Raw genomic sequence first — 21,395 nt, forward strand, 5'->3', positions numbered from 1 at the left:
TGCCGCTCCGCGGCAATCCCCTAGGCGCCCCGCAGGGGCGCATCTAAGGGGCGCGGGGAACTGCGCGCTCAGCCACCCACCGGCCCGCGGGCAAAGACCGGGCCTGGGACTACCGTGTGCCCATGGCCAAGGACTTCGTGGATCTGGTTCCAGCGCCCCGCTCCACCGCACAGGGGGAGGGCGAGTTCGTCCTGGGGGAGGGGACCGCGCTCGCCGCCGCCCCCGGCACCGAGGGCGCGGCCCGCTGGCTGCGCTCCACCGTCGGCGCCGCCCTCGCCCGCCCGCTGCCACCCGGCGAGGCGGGCGCGCCGGACACCGTCACCCTGCGCCTGGACCCCGCCCTCGCCCCCGAGGCGTACCGGCTCACCGTGGGCACGGCGTCCGTCGAGCTCGTGGGTGGCAGCGCGGCCGGGGTGTTCTGGGGCGCCCAGACCTTCCGTCAGCTGCTCGGCCCTGACGCGTACCGCAAGGCGTGCGCCGACCCGGGCGCGCGGCGCGGCATCCGGGCGCAAGTCGTCGAGGACGCGCCCCGGTTCGCCTGGCGGGGCATGATGCTGGACGTCTCACGCCACTTCACGCCCAAGGACGGCGTGCTGCGCCACCTCGACCTGCTGGCCGCGCACAAGCTCAACGTCTTCCACTTCCACCTCACCGACGACCAGGGCTGGCGCATCGAGATCAAGCGCTTCCCGAGGCTGACCGAGGTCGGCTCCTGGCGCGCACGGTCCAAATACGGCCATCGTGCCTCGGAGTTGTGGCGCCAGGAGCCGCACGGCGGCTTCTACACCCAGGACGACATCCGCGAGATCGTCGCGTACGCCGCCGAGCGGCATATCTCGGTGGTTCCGGAAATCGACATCCCGGGCCACTCGCAGGCGGCCATAGCCGCGTACCCGGAACTGGGCAACACCGACGTCATCGACACGACCCGCCTCTCCGTCTGGGACACCTGGGGCGTCAATCCGAACGTACTCGCCCCCACTGACAACACCCTCCGCTTCTACGAGGGAGTGCTGGAGGAGGTCCTCGAACTCTTCCCCGCCGACATGTCCCCGTTCTCGGAGTTCGTCCACATCGGCGGCGACGAGTGCCCCAAGGACCAGTGGAAGGCGTCCGCGACCGCCCAGGCGCGCATCAAGGAGCTGGGGCTCACCGACGAGGACGGGCTCCAGTCCTGGTTCATCCGCCACTTCGACCGCTGGCTGGCCGACCGCGGCCGCCGTCTCATCGGCTGGGACGAGATCCTGGAGGGCGGCCTCGCACCCGGCGCGGCCGTCTCCTCCTGGCGCGGCTACGCGGGCGGCATCGAGGCCGCCCGGGCCGGCCACGACGTCGTCATGTGCCCCGAGCAGCAGGTCTACTTCGACCACCGGCAGGCGCCCGGAACGGACGAGCCGATGCCCATCGGATACGTACGGACCCTGGAGGACGTCTACCGCTTCGAGCCGGTGCCGCCCCAGCTGACCGAGGCCGAGGCACGTCATGTGCTGGGCACCCAGGCCAACGTCTGGACCGAGGTGATGCAGGACCAGGGGCGCGTGGACTACCAGGTGTTCCCCCGGCTCGCGGCGTTCGCGGAGGTGGCGTGGTCGGCGCTGCCCGCCCCCGCCGCGCGCGACTTCGCCGATTTCGAGAGCCGAATGCGCTCGCACTACCCCCGACTTGACGCCCTGGGCGTCTCCTACCGGCCGCCCGGCGGCCCGTTGCCCTGGCAGCAGCGCCCGGGAGTGCTCGGACGCCCGATCGACGGGTCGCCCCCAAACGTGTGAGCCGGGGGGCAAGACGGGGACCCGCCGCCCCCGACCCTGGAACGGTGATCGGTGGCGTCCCCGTACGGATAAGTCGTACAACCACCGTGAAACCGGACCATTCCCCTGGTCGGGGACGGAACTGCCCTTCGCGGACCCTCGCGTCGGGCGGCTCGGAAGATGTGCCAGAGTTGCCACGTCCGGGCTGTGAGCACGTACGGTACGGCCACGCACAGGCGCACACTGACGGGACAGTCGGGACGGCCGGGACACCGGGAAGGGGCAGCTGGGTTGACCACGCACGCACCGCAGGCGGCGCAGTCGGTGACACTGCCGGCCTCGCTCGACGAGGCCGTGGCGGCGCTCGCCGCCATGCCCGCCGCCGTGCCCGTCGCGGGCGGCACCGATCTGATGGCGGCGGTGAACCGGGGCCTGCTGCGCCCCGCGGGCCTCGTCGGCCTCGGCCGGATCAACGAGATCCGCGGCTGGCAGTACCAGGACGGCCACGCGCTGCTCGGCGCGGGGCTCACGCACGCGCGGATGGGGCGCCCGGACTTCGCGGCGCTCATCCCGGCGCTCGCGGCGGCCGCGCGCGCCGCCGGCCCCCCGCAGATCCGCAACGCGGGCACCCTGGGCGGCAACATCGCCTCCGCCGCGCCCACCGGCGACGCCCTGCCCGTGCTCGCCGCGCTGGAAGCCACCCTGGTCATCGCCGGCCCGGAGGGCGCGCGCCGGGAGATCCCGGTCTCGCACCTGCTGGCCGGGCGCGAGCTGCTGGCCCCCGCCGAGCTCATCGGGCACGTCCGCGTGCCGCTGCTGCACGCCCCCCAGGTGTTCCTCAAGGCGACCGGCCGCACCGGCCCCGGCCGCGCCACCGCCTCGGTCGCGGTCGTCCTGGACCCGGCCCGGCGCGGGGTGCGCTGCGCGGTGGGCGCGATCGCTCCGATGCCGCTGCGGCCGCTGGAGGCCGAGCGCTGGATCGCCTCCCTGATCGACTGGGACGGCGAGCGGGCGGCGCTGGCCCCGGAGGCGCTGCACGCCTTCGGCGAGTACGTGGCCGCCGCCTGCATCCCCGACCCGGCACCGGCGGCCGACGGCACGGAGCCCCCCGCGCTGTCGCCCGCCGTACTGCACCTGCGGCGCACGGTCGCCGCGCTGGCCCGACGAGCACTGGGGAGGGCGCTGTCGTGAGCGAGAACGACCACCACGCACGCGGAACGGGCGGCTGGCAGCCGGTCCCGCAGGGCGGCGAGTACGACGACGGCGCGACCGCCTTCGTCCAGCTGCCCGCGGACCTGGACGCGCTGCTCGGCGGCGACCCGCTGGCCGCGCCCGGGCACGGCTATGTGCCGCCGATGATCGTGCCGTTGACGCCCGCCGCCACCACCGACCCGGCCGCCACCGGCACCTGGGCGATCCCGACCCCGCTGCCCGAGCCGGACCGGGGCGAGAGCCAGGTGCGCTCGGTGCAGTGGCCCGACGCGTCCGCCGTGCCCGCGCCTCCGCAGCCCGGGCCGGACCCGCTGCACGACCCGCTGGCCGACGCGCCGCAGGACCGGCACGCCACCGGCCAGTGGACGTTCCCCGACGACTCCGCCCAGACCGGCCAGCTGACCGGTCAGTGGACCATCCCGGTCGCCGACGGCGAACTGCCGGATGAATCGGGCGAATTCAGTACATCTTCCCTGATCGAGCAGTGGGGGACGACGCCTCCGGCGACCCTGCCCGGCGGCGCGCCCGCGCCCTGGGCGACCGAGCAGCCGCAGCCCGAGCCCGTCGCGGAGGCGGACCCCGGGGCCGCCGACGCGCGCGTGGAGGACTTCGCCGCGCACGCCTACGACCAGATGCCCCTGGACGCCCGGCACCAGCCCGCCCCGGACCTCTCCGCGCCGCCCGTGGACTTCCCGGCCGCCGCCGAGCCCGTACGCCCGGAGCCGGTGCTGTCCTGGAACCCGCCGGGCCCCGGCGCGACCCTGCCGGGCGGCGCCCCCGCGCCCTGGGCGGCCGCGCTGGCGACGGAGGTACGGGAGGAGCCGCGCGAGGAGGTACGGGCCGAGGCGGACCCGGTGCACGAGCCCGCCGCCCACGAGCCGCTCGCGGAGCCGGCCGGTGGTCCGGAAACGGGCGGCCTGGAAACCGGTCGCTTGGAGACCGGTGGCCTGGAGTCGGGCGGTCCGGAGGCGGGCGGTCCGGAAGCGGGCGACGCCCCGGCGACCGCCGCCGAGCCGTTGCCGGAGGCCGCCCACCCGGAACCGGCCCACCCGGAACCGGCCCACCCGGAACCGGTCCACGCGGAACCGGTTCACCAGGAGCCGGTCCACGTGGAGCCGGTTCATGTGCAGCCGATCCACCCGGAGCCCGTACACCCGGAACCCGTACACCCGGAGTCCCTTCACGACGAGCAGCCTGAGCCCCTGCCCCTGCCGCTCCCCGAAGCGGCGCCCGGGTCCGGGCCCGAGGCCGCGCCGGAACCGGCACCCGAACCAGGACCCGTACAGGAAGCGGCGGCCCCGGACCCCGAGGCCGGGCCCGAGCCCGTATCCACCCCGCTCCCCCTTCCCGAGCCGGAGCCGGGCCTGCCGCCCGCCGCCGACCTGGAGCACCCCCGCGCCTCGTACGTCCTGCGCGTCAACGGCACCGACCGGCCCGTCACCGAGGCGTGGGTGGGCGAGTCGCTGCTCTATGTGCTGCGCGAGCGGCTGGGCCTCGCCGGGGCCAAGGACGGCTGCTCGCAGGGCGAGTGCGGCGCCTGCAACGTGCAGGTCGACGGCCGTCTGGTGGCCTCCTGCCTGGTGCCCGCGGCCACCACCGCGGGCTCCGAGGTGCGCACGGTCGAGGGCCTCGCCGTCGACGGCGAGCCCTCCGACGTCCAGCGCGCGCTGGCCGCGTGCGGGGCCGTGCAGTGCGGTTTCTGCATCCCCGGCATGGCCATGACCGTGCACGACCTGCTCGAGGGCAACCACGCGCCGACCGAGCTGGAGACCCGCCAGGCGCTCTGCGGCAACCTCTGCCGCTGCTCCGGCTACCGGGGCGTGCTCGACGCCGTACGGGACGTGGTGGCCGGGCGCGAGGCGCAGTCCGCCGCGGCGAGCGAGGCAGCGGCCCAGCAGGCCGGGCACACCGGCCCGGTCAGCACCGAAGAAGCCCGTATTCCGCACCAGGCGGGGCCCGGCGCGGGTGGCGTCCAGCCCCCGCACACGCACGACGGAGGCATGGCGTGAGCAACGACGCAGCCACCGCGACGACCGCGGCGGTCGACGGCACCGGCACCGGCCCCGAGCAGCCCCCCGCGCCGAGCCATGGAATCGGCGCCTCGCTGCGCCCCGCCGACGCGCGCGCCAAGGCCGAGGGCACCTTCCCGTACGCCTCCGACCTGTGGGCCGAGGGCCTGCTGTGGGCGGCGGTGCTGCGCTCGCCGCACGCCTCCGCCCGGATCGTCTCGATCGACACCACGGCCGCGGCCGAGATGCCGGGCGTACGGGCCGTGGTGACCCACGCCGACGTGCCCGGCGACGCGGCGCACGGCCGGGGGATCGCGGACCGCCCGGTCTTCGCCGCCGACGTGGTGCGCCACCACGGCGAGCCGATCGCGGCGGTGGCCGCCGACCACCCCGACACGGCCCGCCTCGCGGCGGCGGCGATCGCGGTCGAGTACGAGCTGCTGGAGCCGGTCACCGACCCGGAGAAGGCGTTCGGCGCCGAACCGCTGCACCCCGACGGCAATCTGATCCGCCACATCCCGCTCCAGTACGGCGACCCGGACGTCACCGGCGAGGTCGTGGTGGAGGGCCTGTACCGGATCGGCCGCCAGGACCCGGCCCCGATCGGCGCCGAGGCGGGGCTGGCGGTGCCGCGCCCCGACGGCGGCGTGGAGATCTACACCGCCTCCACCGACCCGCACGCCGACCGCGACCTCGCGGCCGCCTGCTTCGGTCTGGACCCGGAGCGCGTGAAGGTGGTGGTCACCGGCGTCCCCGGCGCCACCGGCGACCGCGAGGACTCCGGCTTCCAGCTGCCGCTGGGCCTGCTGGCGCTGCGCACCGGCTGCCCGGTGAAGCTGACGGCGACCCGCGAGGAGTCGTTCCTGGGCCACGCCCACCGCCACCCCACGCTGCTGCGCTACCGCCACCACGCGGACGCGGAGGGCCGGTTGGTGAAGGTGGAGGCGCAGATCCTGCTGGACGCGGGCGCGTACGCGGAGGCGTCCTCGGAGTCCCTGGCCGCCGCGGTGGCCTTCGCCTGCGGCCCGTACGTCGTCCCCCACGCCTTCGTCGAGGGCTGGGCGGTCCGCACCAACAACCCCCCCTCCGGCCATGTCCGGGGCGAGGGCGCGATGCAGGTGTGCGCGGCGTACGAGGGCCAGATGGACAAGCTGGCGGCCAAGCTGGGCCTGGACCCGGCGGAGCTGCGGCTGCGCAATGTCCTGGCGACGGGCGATCTGCTCCCGACCGGTCAGACGGTGACGTGCCCGGCCCCCGTGGCCGAACTCCTCACCTCCGTACGGGACTTCCCGCTGCCCACCCTCCCCAAGGACGACCCGGAGGACGACTGGCTGCTGCCGGGCGGCCCCGAGGGCGCGGGCGAGCCGGGCGCGGTGCGCCGGGGCGTCGGCTACGCGGTGGGCATGGTGCACATGCTCGGCGCCGAGGGCAGGGACGAGGTGTCGACGGCCACGGTCAAGGTGCACGATGGCGTGGCCACGGTGATCTGCGCGGCGGTCGACACCGGCCAGGGCTTCACGACGCTGGCCCGCCAGATCGTCCAGGAGACGCTGGGCATCGAGGAGGTCCACGTGGCCCCGGTGGACACGGACCAGCCTCCGGCGGGCCCGGCGTCGCACGGCCGCCACACCTGGGTGTCGGGCGGGGCGGTGGAACGAGCGGCGAAGATGGTCCGCACACAGCTCCTCCAGCCCCTGGCGCACAAATTCGGCATGTCGACGGAGCTGCTCCAGATCGCCGACGGCAAGATCACGTCGTACGACGGCGTCCTGTCCACGACGGTCACCGAGGCGATGGACGGCAAGGAGCTCTGGGCCACGGCCCAGTGCCGCCCGCACCCCACCGAGCCCCTGGACGAGACCGGCCAGGGCGACGCCTTCGTGGGCCTGGCGTTCTGCGCGATCCGCGCGGTGGTGGACGTGGACATCGAACTCGGCTCGGTCCGCGTGGTCGAACTGGCGGTGGCCCAGGACGTCGGCCGCGTCCTCAACCCCGCCCAGCTGGCGGCCCGTATCGAGGCGGGCGTCACCCAGGGCGTCGGCGCGGCCCTGACGGAGAACCTCCGTACGGCCCGGGGCCTGGTCCGCCACCCCGACCTCACGGGTTACGCCCTCCCCACGGCCCTGGACGCCCCCGACATCCGCATCGTGAAGCTGGTGGAGGAGCGCGACGTGGTGGCCCCCTTCGGCGCGAAGGCGGCGAGCGCGGTCCCCGTGGTGACGAGCCCGGCGGCGATCGCGTCGGCGGTACGGGCGGCGACGGGCCGCCCGGTGAACCGCCTGCCGATCCGGCCGCAGGCGGCGGTGGTTGTGGCGGGGTAGGACGGCACGGGGTCAGAACTGCTGCTGGTTGGCGCCGGGGGGCAGGAGGCAGGGAGTCGCGACGATGAGCACCAGCAGGTCCTCGGCTACATCCCCGGCCGATACGAAGTGGTGCTCCTTGGGGTGGGTGGCGTCGACCAGATTGGCTGGATCCTTGCTCGGGTCGGACCGGTAGCCCTGAATCTTGAAGCCCTGTTCCTCGAGGGTGTCGCGGATGGCCCGGATAGCCTTCGCGTGCTGGGCGCGGGGCAGTGTGGCCCGTACCGAGTAGTGCAGGGTAAAGCGGCCATCATCGGCGGACTCGCCGTTCTTGCCGGTGCAGTTGCTGTAATCCGCCGTCGGTTTAGCGGTCTTGGGATCCAGCGTGGCCTTCGCCGTACGAGTCATGGAGTCGGTCCAGTGCTTGGCCCACTCCTCCGCCTTCTCCTTGCTCATGCGGGGCAGCGGAGCATTGGCTTCCTTCTTGTCGGACATGCAGCCTCCCAGCAATAGGGTCAGCGTCAGCGCGGCAGCGCTCCGGCGCAGTAGGGGTGTGGTCCAGAGCATCAGCCCGTGGCTCCGTTCTCCGGCTGCTTGCCCGCGATGATGCGGCCCTGATTCTCCAGGCTTTGGCTTCCGCCGTCCCAGTAGCCGCTGTGGCCGCTGGTGTCGACGTACATCCGCTGTGCCCCGAATCCGGAGTCTTTGGGGTCGGCGCCGAGAGACGCGCCCGAGAGCAGGTTGGAAACGAGGTCGTCGCTCGCGGCGCCTACCCACAGATGCCGGGGATCGATGTGCAACTGGCCGGCACGCTGGACGGTCAGACCGGGGCTCCCGAGTACCACCACGTCGTTGGCGCCCAGGCCGCCCCCTCGGACGTCGGCAGCGCCCACGGTGGTGGAACCGTAGCTGTGGCCCAGCACGGTGAGGTGGGTGGGCTGATCGCCCTGGTGTGCGGCGCGGAGACCGTGGGTGAATTCCCGCAGTCTCCCGGCGCCCTCCTTGGCCCGGTGGTCACTGGCGATGCCCGGGCTCAGATCGGCGGAACCCACGCTGTCCGTGTTGAGTTCAGGGGCGTTGTAGTCGAGCCACGACACCACGGCGACGTCTTCGGTGCCGTTGGTGCCGTTCCACCGGCCGGCCGCGCGCTGCAAATCGCCGGCCCGGTCGATATCGCCGACCGCGCTGTCCAGTTGGTGACTTGTCCCGGGCACGAAGACGGCCGTGTGCTTTGCCGTATCCGGGTCACCGACCGAGACGACCGCCGTTCCGTCCTTCGCGAGGCCGTACTTGAGCAGATAGACCCGCTTGTCCGGGGGCGCCACATCCGCCTGGTCCAGCTTGTCCTTGAGCTTGCTCAGCGAGCGGTACAAGTACCGTTCGTGGTAGCCGAGGCTGCCCTCCCGCAGCGCGTAGTCGTTGAGCTGCATGTCCAGAGTGCTGCGGTTCGCCGTGTCCCGGGCGGCGGCGGGCAGGCCGTCCATGATGCCGAGCCGTTCGGGGAACGCGGCAAGGTACATCTCCCTGTCCTCGATGTGAAGCCCAGCCCACCAGTCCGCGGTCTGCTGCGGATCCTTACCGTCCGGGATGGCTTTCTTGCCGAGCCCGAGGAATTCCCCGACCCGCACCGCGTCCTCGCGCGCGTGGTCGGCGCCGTACCGCTTGTCCAGGTCGAACGGGTCGATCTGGTAGAGGAGTTCGGCGGCTTGGGTGCAGACGGTCGAGGCTTCCAGAACAGCCGCGTCGATGCGGGCCCGGAAGCCGCCGAGCCCGGCGTTCGCCTGCTGCTGCACGCCTTGGTAGTCCGGGTCGTTGTGGTACTTCGGGTCGATCGCCTCCACGGCTTCCACCCAGCCGTCGGCCCGGACCTTGTGCCCGGCCTTCTCCGCGTCGGCGACCGCGTTGCGCAGCTTGCGCTGGGATTCCTGCATACGGGTGCTGAGCGCGCCCAGAACGGCGTGGATGAGCCGGGCATCGGTCTTCCCGGTGCCGAGCTTGCTCTCGGTGGCCTCCAGCGCGGCGAATCCGTAGTCGGCGCCGACACCCGCCCAACCAGCCTTGTGCAGCGGCCCCGACACGCGCCTTCCGCTGCTCGTCTGCGTGTCGCCCAGCTTCTTGGCCAGATTCCGCCAGGATTCGGCTGCGGCTTCCAGCTCGGCGAAGTTCTGATGGAGCAGTTGTGCGAACAGTTCTGGCATCGCCGCTCTCACCAGCCCGTGAAGCAGCGGCCGACGTCGAGGTCGTTGATGCTGTGGTGGTCGGCCAGGAGGCGCAGCCCCTCGGCGTGCTCGGTCAACCGCCCCTGCAACGTGGTGAGCGCATCGCCCCAGCCGGTGCCGGTGGCGTCCAGCCGGGCCTTGACCGGCCATGCGTTCAGCGAGGCAGCGGCGGCAGCGGTGTCGTCGATCGCCTTCTTCAGTATCGGCCGCAGGTCGGTGACCAGACTGTCGGCCGCGCCTGCGGAGGCTTTGAGTTCGCTTGCGGAGATGTTGAGATCATCCGCCATTGGTTCTTCCCTCCCCTGCATACCCGCGCTGGCGGGCCTACCTGCACATACGGGCACGAGCTCTGCTCCCCCTGGCCCGGGGCGTCTTCTTGGTGACTGTGAGAACGACCGTAATCCGCGCTCTGCGTGCCTCCGCAAGCGCGAACCGATGCCTGACCGAAAAAGGTGCGGTCGCGCGTAACACCGATGCCACCACCCGCGCAAGAGCCCCGGAACTCAGTCGGCCCAACAGCCCACCTGTACAAGGACTCAGAGAGAAGAGGGAGGCTGCCGGGTGTCAGTGGTGCTGGCTACAGTTACTTTCGAAGGTGCGGGGAAACGGGGACGGGGAACGGGGAGGCGACTGTGGCGGAGGACGGCGGCGGGGGCGTGGGGCCCGGGGTGAATACGCTGGCGCCGGTGCTCGGGATGATGCCGGTCATCGGCGCGGCGGCCGGTGCCGCCGTCGTGGCGGCGGCCGACCTCGCGCGCGAGGCCGAGTCGATGCTCACCTTCAAGAAGCGGGTCGACGCGCTGCTCACCAAGCTCAACGACTCGGAGGCTGCGTCCGCCAAGATCGGTGCGGACCGCTTGGCCAAGTCCGAACTGGGCCCGGAGGACCTGAAGGAGAGCGCGTTCCTGTACGGCACGTACGAGATCGTGCACGACCAGATCGGCCAGCTCTCCAAGGCCCTCGGCATGCAGATCGAGGGCCTGTGCATCGCGGTCCTGGCGGCCGAGAACGGGTACGACGGCGTGGACGCGGACGTACGGGACCGGATGCGGGCGATCAGCGGGGAGCTCCACCGGCAGCAGGAGCTGTACGGGACGGACGCGCCCGGAACCGTCGGCGCACCCGCGCCGAAGACGCCGGACAAGGGCGCGACGGGCGGGTCGATCTGATGGAGCGCGGATTGCAGGGGATGGCGGTGCGGCGACATGGCTGAGAACAAGGGGAAGGGGCCCGGCCCCGGGCAGGAGCGGGGGCAGGGGGCGCCGAAGACCCCGCCGCTGGAGCGGACCGACTTCGAGCAGAAGTCGCACCAGGAGCTCTGGACCATGGTCCAGGGCATGAAGGCCGACTCGGCCTCCCACCTCGCCAAGAAGCTCGCCGACGCGGCCAAGACGATCACCGAGATCGGCGACGACCTGAAGGCCCACATGAGCCGCGTCGTCTGGACGGGCGAGGGCGCGAAGGCGTTCACGGACTGGGGCCACGACGCGGCGATGGCCACGCTGGGCCTGGGCGCGTACAGCAACGCCGCGTCGACCACCCTGGACGCCGTGTCGAACGCGATCGCCCAGGTCAAGTCCTCGGTCCCGGCGTACGACCCCGCCCTGAAGAAGGAGGCCACGGACACCCAGAAGCTGTACGTGGCCGCCCACCACGACCCCGACGGCCAGAAGGACGCCCGCGACGCCTCGGCCAAGCTGACCGGCCTCAACGAGAAGATGGAGAGCCAGCGGCAGGAGGCGGTGCAGGGGCTGAAGCGGTTGGCTGACGCGTATGTGCACTCGGGGGAGCAGATAGCTGCGCTGCGGCCGCCGGTGTTTCCGCCGCCGCCGGCGGTGTTTGTGCCGGACGGAGGTCTCGACCGCTCGCCGCAGCAGTACGTCGGTGCGAGCGGCGGCACGAACAGGACCGGCCGGGGCCCGGGTTCGGTGTCCGCCTCGGCGCGCCAGGAGTACACCGGACCGACGACGAGCACCCACAGTCCGGACGCGCCGAAGGGGACGACTGTGTCGCCCTCCCTGCCGACGCCGATGACACCGGATCACGTAGTTGGCACGGCGATCGACAGCGTGAACACGCTGCCGTCGACGCCTCCGGTCGTTCCCACCGGCCCTGGTGTTCCTCCCGCCTCGCCTCCCGTCGGCAAGCCGGACGGTTGGATGCCACCTGTGGGGCCCGTACCGCCCACGTTCGGCGGTGGCAAGACCGGTCTGCCGACTCCCGGTGTCCTGGGCGGTCGTCAAGCCACGGGTGGCCTTCGTGCACCGGGGCTGCCGAGCCAGAACACCGTGGGCGGCCTGCCCCTGAGCAAGCTGCCGCGTGAGAACGGCATCGTCGGTGGCCGCCAGGTACCGCCCAGCACCGGTCGTCCGACCGGCATCCCCCGGGGCACCGTCGTCGGTCACGAGGGCACGGCGCAGGGCCGACCCCCGATGGCCCACGGCCCCGGTGGTGGCCTCGGCGGGGGAGGCCCCCGAGGCGGGGTCTCCGGCGGACGCCGCCTGGCGGGCGAGCCCGGCGGCATCGTCGGCGGTCGTCCCACCACGCCCGGCACCCGCAGCGGTCGCCCCTTCACCGAGGGCGGCTCCGGTCTCGTACGCAACACGGAAGGCGGTTCTCAGGCAGGTCGGGCCGGGCGAGGCGGCATGATCCCGCCTGGCACGCACGGTGCGCCCGGTCGGCGGGACGAGCGCAGTGGTGAGCGTCCCGACTACCTCACCGAGGACGAAGAGACCTGGCAGCAGAGCGACCGCCGTATTGTGCCGCCTGTAATCGACTGAGACCGAAGGAAGCGCATGCCTACCAGCAGCCATCGAGTCATGAGGCACGGCCGTGCCGTGTCCGTCGCCTTGGGGGCTCTGCTGGTAGGCATTGCTGCCACGCCCGCCCATGCGGACACCGTCCGCGAGCGCCAGTGGCATCTCGACGCGATGCAGGCGAACGAGATGTGGAAGATCAGCACGGGCAAGGGCGTCACGGTGGCTGTGATCGACAGTGGCGTCGACGACAGCCTGGACGACCTCAAGGGCCAAGTCCTGCCCGGTCTCAACCTCTCCAACCAGCCTGGAGACGAGAACACCGACAACAACAATCACGGCACGGGTATGGCCGCGTTGATCGCGGGCACGGGGAAGCGGCCGGATGGCAACGGTTCCTTCGGGCTTGCGCCTGGCGTCAAGATCTTGCCCGTCAAGATGCCCAAGCTGACCGAAGGAACGAAGCTGGGGCAGAACCTTCCGCTGGTCAACAAGGCTATGAGCCAAGGCATTCGGTACGCAGCGGATCGTGGTGCCAAGGTCATCAACATTTCACAAGGCCTCTCAGAAGGATCTGAGGAGCTCACCGCAGCTGTGAAGTACGCCTTGGACAAGGGGTCGCTCATCTTTGCCTCGGCGGGCAACAGCGGAGACAAGGGGAACGCTGTGGAGTTCCCCGCGGGAACGCCTGGCGTCGTGGGCGTGGCAGCCGTGAGCAAGGCGATCGTGGCGACAAAGGAATCGGAGCACGGGCCCCAAGTCGACCTCGCGGCTCCCGGCGACGAGATCGTCAACGCCTGCACGGGCGGTACGCAGATCTGCACCGGCCACGGCACCAGTGGCGCCACCGCCCTCGCCTCCGCCTCCGCCGCCCTCATCTGGTCCAAATACCCCCAGTGGACCAACAACCAGGTCCTTCGGGTCATGCTCAACACGGCCGGCGGCCCCCGTAACGGCGAGAAGCGCACGGACTACATCGGTTACGGAGTCGTCCGCCCCCGTATCGCCCTGACGAACCCCGGCGACCCCGGCCCGGCGAACGAGTGGCCGCTGCCCGACCTGGCGGCCGCAGCCAACTCGCCTTCTCCCAACGCCCCTTCAAGCGCCCCCGCCCCCGCCACCTCCAAGCCCACCGCCCCGCAAACGGCAGCAGGCGACAGCGACGGCGACAGCGGTGGCAGCACAGGGCTGTGGATCGGACTCGGGGCGGTGGCCGTCGTAGGGGCGGCCGTAGCCGTACCGCTCGTACGTTCGCGACGGCGCCGCACCGCATAGGTCACCGCATACGTCACGGACAACAGCGGCCCCCGTCAACCCATCCGCCCCATCCCAGCCATTCAGGGGGGATGAAACGGCCACGTAACCCCATAGCCGGACCATGTGCTGGCGCGAAGAGCCCGGCGTCCGTACGTTGTGGAAACGGTAAAGAGTCGTCCGGGGGCGTACGGGGGCGGGGATCCGCATGTCGTTCGAGGAAGAGTGGCGTCAGGCGCAGGCGAGTGCGGCTGCGAATGTGGCGATGCGGCTGAACCGCGCCGACGGTGCGCCGGGCGGGCCTGGCGCCGCCGATCTGAGCGTGCGGCGCGACGACCTCGGCCTGGTCGGCGGGGACGCGTACAAGCTCCACGACGGGCTCCGGCGCGACGGCAATCACGCACGCGAATCCACCGGCGCCGCCGCGACCGCGCTCACCGCCCGCAACTTCACCAGCGGCGGCGAACTCGCGAAGGTCCGCGCCAAGTGGGACACCCAGCTGCGCACGCTCAGCGACGCCTGCGCGCAGATCTCCAACCACCTCGACTACTCGATGGCCGCCCACGCCAAGGACGACGAGCGCGTCGGGGGCGAGCTGATCGCGGTGTCGCGGATCGACGAGTACCTGAAGTAGGTGACAAGGAAAGCGACTTCGGCACTCTGAGACTTCGAGCCAACCAAGATCGGTATCAGGACATGCTCACGTACGACGACGTGGTGAACGCACCGCTCGACAAGCTGAAGACGGCGGTCGACGACTGGTCGGACATGGTCGGCAAACTCAAGACGCTAGCCGAAGAGGCCCGCAAGGGGATGAAGGCGCACGCTGACGCGGCCGACTGGGCCGGGGTGAACGCCGGTGTGACCAGGGCCTTCATCGCCAAGACGGCCAAGGAGTTCGAGGACGCGGCGGCGGAGGCGAAGGGGATCCACGCGGTCCTGAACGAGGGGTACGCGGCGTTCAAACGGGCCAAGGACGAGTTACAGAAGATCGTCGACGGTTCGGAGAAGTCCGGCATCGTCGTCGATTCCCACGGCAAGGTCACCGCCCGCTACTCCGTCTCCGGCGACTACACCGCCCGCCATGCCCCGGACTTCTCCCTTGAGCTGAAGAAGCAGAACGACAACCTCGCGGAGTGGCAGCGGCGGGTCAAGGCGCTGGTCGAGGAGTGCGGCGACGCCGACGAGTCGTTGCGGCTCGCGCTGGCGGCGAACGTCACGGATGACCACAACTTCACCGTGCCCCGGTTCTCCAGCCTGAACGCGGAGGAAGCGCAGCGGGCCGTCGACCTCGCCTCCAAGGGGCGGGCGATCAGCCACAGCGAGCTCAACAAGCTCAATGAGTTGTTGCGTGACAACCACGGGTCGGCGGAGTTCGCCACGACGTTCTACGCGAGGCTGGGGCCGAAGGGTGCGCTCGAATTCTTCGGGCAGTTGTCGACCGATACATATGACTACGCCAAGGTGGACAAGGAGCGGCTCAAGGACGTCCAGGATCTGCAGAAGAACCTCGGGCTCAATCTGGCCACCGCGACCGATCCCGACAACAAGTGGCATCTGCCGGACAGTTGGGGCGGCGAGCTGCGGAAGCTCGGTACCGAGCGGATCGCGCTGGCTAAGTACGACACGAATCCGCCGTACGGGTATCAGCTGCTCGGCGGGATCATGCGGTACGGGAACTACGACCCCAGGTTCCTCAATCCGATCGCCGAGCACGTGGCTCAGCTGCACCAGAAGAACCCATATCTGTTCGCGGATACGAAGCCGGTCGGGGGCTGGCAGAAGAACCCCTTCAACCCGTCCGGGGAGAACGGTTCCGGCTACGACCCGGTGACGTCCGTGCTGGAGGCCCTCGGCCACAGCCCGGAGGCCTCGAAGCAGTTCTTCTCGGCCGATCCGACCGCGTACAACGAGGATGGGACGGTCAAGAGCGGGGCGGCGTATTTGGGGAAGGACGAGTCCGGTCGTCCGATTGAAAATTACCTCGACTATTTCGGCAGGGAGGACTATAAGTCCTTCCCTGATATTGACAGTCACGATCCGGGTGACGTCAAGAAGTCTGCGGGCTATACGACGGATGCCTTCGGGCATGCGTTGGAGTCGGCGACGCTCGGGCATGCCTGGGACGATGCTGATCCGCATCTGCGGAGGGATGAGACAACAGCGCAGATCATGAACGATGTCGTCTCGAAGTACGGTGGTGATGCGAAACTGCTGAAGCATCAGGACGCTATGGCTGACAGCCTCGGGAACATGGGGGCGGGCTATATGGACGACATCAACTGGGCGATCGATGACCACCAGCCGGATAGCGTGTTCGCCCCAGCCGGGAACGCGAACACGCATGCGCACTTCGACCAGAAGCAAGTGCGCGGGTTTCTGAGCACTCTGGGGCAGCATCCGGACGCCTACGCCACGATGGCGACCGCGGAACGTATCTATACGACCAGCACGCTGGAGGCGCAGGTCGGTGCGAACGGCACGATCCATGAAGGAGGGGTGCGCCAAGCCGTCCGGACCGGCGCCGAGGTGCAGGGAATGCTTGACCAGGCGCGAGCCGACCAGGTCGAGGCCGAGGGAATGAAGCTGCATGAAGAGTACGAGAAGGCGCATGCGAAGCGATCCGCTTGGGTCGAATTCGGCTCGACATCGGCGATCGCCGCTGGTGTGGCTTTCCTTCCGGCCACGGCGGCGGGGGCCGGGGCGGCGGCCGTCCTCGTTCCGCTCGCCATGGACACGGGCCATGGCGCCATGGAGCAGATCGCTGGCCAGGTGATCGGCGACTGGTCCGACAAGTCCGTGGACAAGCACAAGGAAAAGATCGAAGAGCTCACTCGCGAGCAGAAGACGGCAATCTTCTGCGCCGGCGAGTACAGCGCTGAATCGCCCATGAAGCACTTCATGGAGTACCACCGAATCCAGTCCAGAAGTGATTTCGGGCAGGATGTGCAAGAAGCCATGGACATCGGGTACGCGAAGGGCAACGCGCGCGAGAATCAGCAGGGAAATGATCCCGAAACGGATTGATGCGAGAGGGAGTTCTCGGACTGTGGCACGCGGGAGCAGGGGACGGGGGAGCACGATACGGTGCGCGTCGCTCGCTGTGCTGGCTGCGCTCGCGATGGTGGCATGCGGCGGTGGTGATGCCGATGGCGACAGCAAGAGGAAATTCCTGGGCGCGACCGAGCTGTGCGACGACGCCTTCTCCGTCGAAGGCGCGGCAGCGTTGAAGGTGGTGACCGGAGCGGAGCTCTTCTATCCGAGCCCTGAGGGTGAAGGGGTGTCGGCGGTGGCGTCCGACTTGGAGCACGATTTCCTGCGCCGCGCGCCCTCGTCGCCCGAGCACACTCTGTGCTCCGTTTACAGGAAGGGCGGCAACGACTTCACGGATGCCAGACTGAGATTCTCTCTCGCCGGCAAGTACGAGCTCGACAACAGTGACCTCGCCTCCAGTCAACATCCTTATGTCATGGGGAAGCTGGCCACGGCGGGAGTGAAGCAGTCCTACCTCTTCTTCGAGTGTGTCAGCCCCAGACTGCCGGGCTCTGCGGAGAGTCCCGCTCTCATCGGCGGCGAGATCACGGACCGGCATCCGCCGGACAAGGACTCGCGGCCGCTGAGGGAGGCCAGCCTCACGGCGCTGCACTCCGCCGCCCTGGCCCTGGCGAAGGAACTCGGCTGCGCACGCGACGGCGGGTTGCCGCCCAAGGCGACGCTCGTTCCGGTGTCGCGCTAGCGGTTGCCGGGGGAAACGGACGAAGCGGGCGCCCCCGCGCCGTGGGGGCGCCCGCTTCGCGGGTGTTGTGGAGGCCGTGATCGGAATCGAACCGACGTAACTCGCTTTGCAGGCGAGCCCCTGAGCCACTCGGGCACACGGCCAATGTGTTGATGTCTTCGACCGTAGGGGGTGGGGGAGGGGCGGGGAAGACGTGGCGGGGGGCTGCAATGGGACTGCCATGTGGCGTTCACATGGGGGGCCGTGGGGGTGGGGTGCGGCCTGGGGCGTACGACCAAATGCTGATCTGGGGGCCCTTCTCTGGACAGGGGTCAAACCCCGTCTAGGCCCTTACTGTGAGCCTCATGAGCGCCCTGGAGTCCGCCGACGCGGACGTCACCCCTTCCGACGCCGTCACCGATGTCGCCGACCTGACCGTCGAATCCGGCGGTAACCCCGGCGTTCTGGGCAAAACCCACCGCGCCCTCAGCATCGGCACCATCGCCGTAGTCCTCCTCATCGCCTTCGAGGCGACCGCCGTCGGGACCGCCATGCCGGTCGCCGCGCGGGAGCTCGACGGGGTGTCGCTGTACGCGTTCGCCTTCTCCGCGTACTTCACCACCAGCCTGTTCGGGATGGTCGTCGCCGGGCAGTGGGCCGACCGGCGCGGGCCGCTCGGGGCGCTGGCGGTCGGGATCTCGGCGTTCGGGGCGGGGCTGCTGCTGTCCGGTACCGCCGTGAACATGTGGACCTTCATCGGCGGGCGGGCCGTACAGGGGCTCGGCGGCGGGCTGGTCATCGTGGCGCTGTACGTCGTCGTCGGGCGCGCCTACCCCGAGCACATGCGGCCCGCGATCATGGCGGCGTACGCGGCGAGCTGGGTGGTGCCGTCCGTGGTCGGGCCGCTGGCGGCGGGCACCGTCACCGAGCACCTCGGGTGGCGCTGGGTGTTCGTGGGGATCCCCGCGCTCATCGTCTTCCCGCTGGCGCTCGCCCTCCCCGCGATACGGCGGATGGCGTCCGGGCCCGCCGACCCGGAGGCGCCCGTGAAGGCGTTCGGCAGGCGGCGGATCCGGCTGGCGCTGATGATCTCGCTGGGGGCGGGGCTGCTCCAGTACGCCGGTCAGGACCTGCGCCCGCTCTCGCTGCTGCCGGCCGTGGCGGGCGCCGCGCTGCTGGTGCCCGCCGTCGCGGGGCGGCGTGCGCTGCTGCCGCGCGGGACGTACCGGGCGGTGCGCGGGCTGCCGTCCGTGGTGCTGCTGCGGGGGATGGCGGCGGGGTCGTTCATCGCGGCCGAGTCCTTCGTACCGCTGATGCTGGTGACGCAGCGGGGGATGTCGACGACGATGGCCGGGCTGTCGCTGGCGGCGGGCGGCGGCACGTGGGCGCTCGGGTCGTACGTACAGGCGCGGCCGTGGGCCGAGCCGTACCGGGAGCGGCTGATGGTGGTGGGGATGCTGATGGTCGCCGCGGCCATCGCGGCGGCGCCGAGCGTGCTGGTGTCGTGGGTGCCGGTGTGGGTGGTGGCGGTGGCCTGGGGCGTGGGGTGCTTCGGGATGGGCATGGTCATCGCCTCCACGAGCGTGCTGCTGCTGAAGCTGTCCGCGCCGGAGGAGGCGGGGACGAACTCGGCCGCCCTCCAGATCTCCGACGGCCTCTCGAACGTGCTGCTCCTCGCGGGGGGCGGGGCGGCGTTCGCCGCGCTGGGCGGGGGGTCGGTGGGGGGCGCGCACGACGCGGTGACGGAGGGCGCCGCCACCGGGCACCCGGGCGCGTTCGCGGTGGTCTTCCTGCCGATGGCGGTGGTCGCGGCGGCGGGGGCGTGGGTGGGGGTCCGGCTGCGGGAGCGGTGAGGTGCCGCCCCTGCCGGGCCCCTGTGAACCCGCTCACCCCCCACCCCCCACCCGCCCCGTCGCCCCGCCCCCGCCCCCGCCTCACCGGTAAGGTGGCCCGGTTGTCGTACGTACGTGGCTGGGGCGTCGGTCCCCGTCGTGTCGCCCGCCGCACCCGATCGCACGAACCGGAGACCGTGACTACTACCGCCTCCCACCACCTCTCACCCGCCTTTCCCGGGCGTGCCCCCTGGGGTACGGCCAACAAGCTGCGTGCCTGGCAGCAAGGGGCGCTGGAGAAGTACGTCCAGGAGCAGCCGCGTGACTTCCTCGCCGTCGCCACGCCCGGCGCCGGCAAGACGACCTTCGCGCTCACCCTCGCGTCATGGCTGCTGCACCACCACGTCGTGCAGCAGATCACCGTCGTCGCGCCGACCGAGCACCTGAAGAAGCAGTGGGCGGAGGCGGCGGCGCGGATAGGCATCCGGCTCGACCCCGACTACAGCGCGGGGCCGCTGAGCAAGGAGTACCACGGGGTCGCCGTCACCTACGCCGGTGTCGGCGTGCGCCCCATGCTCCACCGCAACCGGTGCGAGCAGCGCAAGACCCTCGTCATCCTCGATGAGATCCATCACGCGGGGGACTCGAAGTCCTGGGGTGAGGCCTGTCTGGAGGCGTTCGATCCCGCCACCCGGCGGCTCGCCCTCACCGGCACCCCCTTCCGGTCCGACACCAATCCCATCCCTTTCGTCACGTATGAGGAAGGCAACGACGGGATTCGGCGGTCTTCCGCCGACTACACCTACGGATACGGCAACGCCCTCGGCGACGGCGTCGTGCGGCCCGTCATCTTCCTCTCGTACAGCGGCAACATGCGCTGGCGCACCAAGGCCGGTGACGAGATCGAGGCGCGGCTCGGGGAGCCGCTCACCAAGGACGCCATCTCGCAGGCCTGGCGTACCGCCCTCGACCCGCGCGGCGACTGGATGCCGAACGTGCTGCGCGCCGCCGACCAGCGGCTCACCGAGGTCCGCAAGGGCATCCCGGACGCCGGCGCCCTGGTCATCGCCTCCGACCAGGACTCCGCGCGCGCCTACGCCAAGCTCATCCGGGAGATCACCGGGACCAAGGCCACCGTCGTCCTCTCCGACGACAACGGGGCCTCCAAGAAGATCGACGAGTTCAGTCACAGCGACGACCGCTGGATGGTCGCCGTCCGGATGGTGTCCGAGGGCGTCGACGTGCCGCGGCTCGCCGTCGGCGTGTACGCCACCACCATCTCCACGCCGCTCTTCTTCGCCCAGGCCGTCGGCCGTTTCGTACGGTCGCGCCGGCGCGGCGAGACCGCCTCCGTCTTCGTGCCGACCATCCCCACCCTGCTGGGCTTCGCCTCCGAGATGGAGGTCGAGCGCGACCACGTGCTCGACAAGCCCAAGAAGGAGGGGGAGGAGGACCCGTACGCCGAGGAGGACAAGCTCCTCGCCGAGGCCGAGAAGCAGCAGGACGAGGACACCGGCGACCAGGACATGCTGCCCTTCGAGGCTCTGGAGTCGGACGCCGTCTTCGACCGGGTGCTGTACGACGGCGCCGAGTTCGGCATGCAGGCGCACCCGGGCAGCGAGGAGGAGCAGGACTACCTCGGGATCCCCGGGCTGCTCGAACCCGACCAGGTGCAGCTGCTGCTCCAGAAGCGGCAGGCCCGCCAGATCGCGCACAGCCGGCAGAAGCCCGCCGAGCAGGCCGACCTCCTGGAGATGCCCGCCGAGCGCCGGCCCGTCGTCTCCCACAAGGAACTGCTGGAGCTGCGCAAGCAGTTGAACACGATGGTGGGCGCGTACGTCCACCAGAGCGGCAAGCCGCACGGCGTGATCCACACCGAGCTGCGCCGGGTGTGCGGCGGCCCGCCGAGCGCCGAGGCCACCGCCGGGCAGATCCGTGAGCGGATCAAGAAGGTGCAGGAGTGGGCCACCCGGATGAAGTGACCGGGTGAGTGATCCCCCTTCCGCCGCGGGGAGTTGGGGCGGCGGGGCCCGGGTGCGTTCCGGGCCCCGCCTTCTCCCGTGGGGACGGGGTGCGGTGTACGAGAGCCGTCCCCCACGGACGCCCTCGTACACCAGAACAGTAATGCGAAGGTAAAGTCGCCGGCGTGGACCAAGGTCCCGCGCGCCCTGGACTTAGGTCCTGAACCGGGAGGAAAGCCCCGGCTCGTCAACCCGCGCGCCCGGATTCTGGACGAGGGCTTCCGCTGAGCGGGACCGATCGCTACTGTCCCGCCATGCAAAACGCCCCGTGGCAGCGCCGCCGCGGAGCGCAGCCGGTGCCATGGCCTGCCGGCGGCCTCTGTGCGCGT

15 protein-coding genes and 1 tRNA gene are annotated in these 21,395 nt (G+C 71.0%); 12 read left to right on the plus strand and 4 right to left on the minus strand.

The window, feature by feature from the left end; translation table 11 throughout:
- Positions 1-122 precede the first annotated feature (122 nt).
- The 4 genes from ABD236_RS22595 (at position 123) to ABD236_RS22610 (ending at position 7,290) form a co-directional block, all read left to right on the plus strand.
- Complete coding sequence (locus ABD236_RS22595; RefSeq protein WP_344076066.1) at positions 123-1,769, plus strand: beta-N-acetylhexosaminidase; 1,647 nt, start codon at positions 123-125, stop codon at positions 1,767-1,769.
- 270 nt (positions 1,770-2,039) lie between these two features.
- A complete protein-coding gene (locus ABD236_RS22600; RefSeq protein ID WP_344076068.1) occupies positions 2,040-2,939 on the plus strand; it encodes an FAD binding domain-containing protein in 900 nt (299 codons plus the stop codon).
- A complete protein-coding gene (locus ABD236_RS22605; RefSeq protein WP_344076070.1) occupies positions 2,936-4,969 on the plus strand; it encodes a (2Fe-2S)-binding protein in 2,034 nt (677 codons plus the stop codon). The genes ABD236_RS22600 and ABD236_RS22605 overlap by 4 nt, the downstream gene beginning before the upstream one ends.
- On the plus strand, positions 4,966-7,290 hold the full coding sequence (locus ABD236_RS22610) for a xanthine dehydrogenase family protein molybdopterin-binding subunit (protein ID WP_344076072.1): 2,325 nt from the start codon (positions 4,966-4,968) through the stop codon (positions 7,288-7,290). The genes ABD236_RS22605 and ABD236_RS22610 overlap by 4 nt, the downstream gene beginning before the upstream one ends.
- A gap of 12 nt (positions 7,291-7,302) precedes the next feature.
- On the opposite strand, the gene ABD236_RS22615 is transcribed toward ABD236_RS22610, so the two are convergent.
- The 3 genes from ABD236_RS22615 to ABD236_RS22625 all read right to left on the minus strand — a co-directional run bounded on the left by ABD236_RS22615 (position 7,303) and on the right by ABD236_RS22625 (position 9,775).
- Positions 7,303-7,764: a hypothetical protein gene (locus ABD236_RS22615; protein WP_344076074.1), complete on the minus strand. Its 462-nt coding sequence runs from the start codon at positions 7,762-7,764 to the stop codon at positions 7,303-7,305.
- Between the two features lie 71 nt (positions 7,765-7,835).
- On the minus strand, positions 7,836-9,467 hold the full coding sequence (locus ABD236_RS22620; RefSeq protein WP_344076076.1) for an alpha/beta hydrolase: 1,632 nt from the start codon (positions 9,465-9,467) through the stop codon (positions 7,836-7,838).
- 8 nt (positions 9,468-9,475) lie between these two features.
- Positions 9,476-9,775: a hypothetical protein gene (locus ABD236_RS22625; RefSeq protein WP_344076078.1), complete on the minus strand. Its 300-nt coding sequence runs from the start codon at positions 9,773-9,775 to the stop codon at positions 9,476-9,478.
- Positions 9,776-10,156: 381 nt separating this feature from the next.
- Between ABD236_RS22625 and ABD236_RS22630 the strand changes: the two genes are divergently transcribed.
- The 6 genes from ABD236_RS22630 (at position 10,157) to ABD236_RS22655 (ending at position 17,234) form a co-directional block, all read left to right on the plus strand.
- The gene (locus tag ABD236_RS22630) at positions 10,157-10,657 is read left to right on the plus strand and encodes a hypothetical protein (RefSeq protein WP_344076080.1); all 501 of its coding nucleotides are present in this window, start codon (positions 10,157-10,159) and stop codon (positions 10,655-10,657) included.
- 36 nt (positions 10,658-10,693) lie between these two features.
- Complete coding sequence (locus ABD236_RS22635; protein ID WP_344076082.1) at positions 10,694-12,268, plus strand: hypothetical protein; 1,575 nt, start codon at positions 10,694-10,696, stop codon at positions 12,266-12,268.
- A 15-nt stretch (positions 12,269-12,283) separates the two neighbouring features.
- On the plus strand, positions 12,284-13,519 hold the full coding sequence (gene mycP / locus ABD236_RS22640; RefSeq protein ID WP_344076084.1) for a type VII secretion-associated serine protease mycosin: 1,236 nt from the start codon (positions 12,284-12,286) through the stop codon (positions 13,517-13,519).
- A 187-nt stretch (positions 13,520-13,706) separates the two neighbouring features.
- A complete protein-coding gene (locus ABD236_RS22645) occupies positions 13,707-14,132 on the plus strand; it encodes a hypothetical protein (protein WP_344076086.1) in 426 nt (141 codons plus the stop codon).
- Positions 14,133-14,194: 62 nt separating this feature from the next.
- Entirely contained in the window at positions 14,195-16,525 is a 2,331-nt protein-coding gene (locus tag ABD236_RS22650) for a hypothetical protein (protein ID WP_344076088.1), read from the plus strand.
- Between the two features lie 76 nt (positions 16,526-16,601).
- Positions 16,602-17,234 carry a hypothetical protein gene (locus ABD236_RS22655; protein ID WP_344076090.1) on the plus strand — a complete coding sequence of 211 codons (633 nt, stop codon included), beginning with the start codon at positions 16,602-16,604 and terminating at the stop codon, positions 17,232-17,234.
- Between the two features lie 68 nt (positions 17,235-17,302).
- On the opposite strand, the gene ABD236_RS22660 is transcribed toward ABD236_RS22655, so the two are convergent.
- Positions 17,303-17,377 (minus strand) — tRNA-Cys (locus ABD236_RS22660).
- Between the two features lie 201 nt (positions 17,378-17,578).
- Between ABD236_RS22660 and ABD236_RS22665 the strand changes: the two genes are divergently transcribed.
- Positions 17,579-19,066, plus strand: coding sequence for an MFS transporter (locus ABD236_RS22665; RefSeq protein WP_344076094.1), 1,488 nt, complete (start codon positions 17,579-17,581; stop codon positions 19,064-19,066).
- Positions 19,067-19,242: 176 nt separating this feature from the next.
- Complete coding sequence (locus ABD236_RS22670) at positions 19,243-21,027, plus strand: DEAD/DEAH box helicase (RefSeq protein ID WP_344076096.1); 1,785 nt, start codon at positions 19,243-19,245, stop codon at positions 21,025-21,027.
- Positions 21,028-21,395 lie beyond the last annotated feature (368 nt).

Source organism: Streptomyces crystallinus (genome assembly GCF_039521265.1).
GTDB lineage: Bacteria > Actinomycetota > Actinomycetes > Streptomycetales > Streptomycetaceae > Streptomyces > Streptomyces crystallinus.